Origin of the sequence: Psychromonas aquimarina ATCC BAA-1526 (assembly GCF_000428725.1) — a bacterium.
Classification (GTDB): Bacteria; Pseudomonadota; Gammaproteobacteria; order Enterobacterales; family Psychromonadaceae; genus Psychromonas; species Psychromonas aquimarina.
Genome location: NZ_AUAM01000140.1, coordinates 1 through 1,142, shown reverse-complemented (window position 1 = coordinate 1,142; position 1,142 = coordinate 1). Strand labels below are relative to the sequence as shown.

Genomic DNA, 1,142 nt, shown 5'->3' with positions numbered 1-1,142 from the left:
GAGAAATAGTGCGACTACGCTCTGCCTCTTACTCTACTATGGACCTCTGAAGGATGGTTGTACTTAACCTGAGATCGGTTTAATTTAAGCTCATCATCAGCCAACTTAATTTTTGGTTTCTTCTTTTTTAAACAATATGCAACTAACCCTGACATCAGGTTGATCATAAAACCATTTTCGCTTCTATGTCGGCTGTGCTCTATCTGAGATATATTCTTAAGCTGATCATTAATCGTCTCGATGATGTATCTCTTTGATAACATTGCTCTATCGAATGCTGATATAACTTTTGCTTTCATATTTTTCCGTACTGTTGTGATTAAATCGATATCTTTTTCGGATAGTTTTTCTGCCAATTTTTTACCAATGTAGCCTTTATCTGCATAGAGTTTACCCGTGAGATTTTTACACAAATTTGGTACTGGAGTTCTGTCATTAGTATTGCCAGCCGTTATGCTCACCGAAATTATTTCACCAATATGATTAATCAATAAATGAAGTTTGAAACCATAAAACCATCCCATTGTTCCTTTGCCACGTTTCGCTGTATCTGCAAATACCCGATACTTTGTGTCTTGGGATGCGGATATTATGGCAAACTTTTAAACTCGTTGAATCGACAAAGGTAATACCTGTTGGTTTACCTTTAACAGTTTCAAAATAAGCGCACATCGGGATAATTAAGCTCGGCATTAATTCTAAAAATCGCGTATAGCTAAGTAACTTAGGAAAGTATTTCTTCCAGTACATTGATACATGACCAATATAGAAGTTCTTGAAATCCCTATAGTTTGACTGATGAAAGGCAATGACTATCGTCATGCATTCACTCATGCTCATTCTGGAGTTTCTTCTGCGTTTTCGAGTACCATCAGTTATTAATTTCTGTTCAAAAACGGGCACAAATTTATCGCAGAAATCATCTACATGGCAAAAAACAGATACTAAGTTATGCATTATCAAAGCCTCAAAAACAATGAATTCAAAGATCTGATCATGAAATACATTTTTAGTTCAATTTAATTAAAATTGTTATCCCGAGTTGAGGTTACTTAGCCATAGTGCTCGATTTATATTCCCGTAAGGTTGTAGGCTGGAGTATGGGAACAAGGATGAAAGCTCAGTTAGTTTGTGACGCACTA

General features: G+C 35.8%; 1 pseudogene. It reads right to left on the bottom strand.

Annotation, left to right across the window (positions count from 1 at the left end):
* Positions 1-14: 14 nt before the first annotated feature.
* Positions 15-957 (bottom strand): annotated as a pseudogene (locus G337_RS26870) (IS982 family transposase).
* Positions 958-1,142 lie beyond the last annotated feature (185 nt).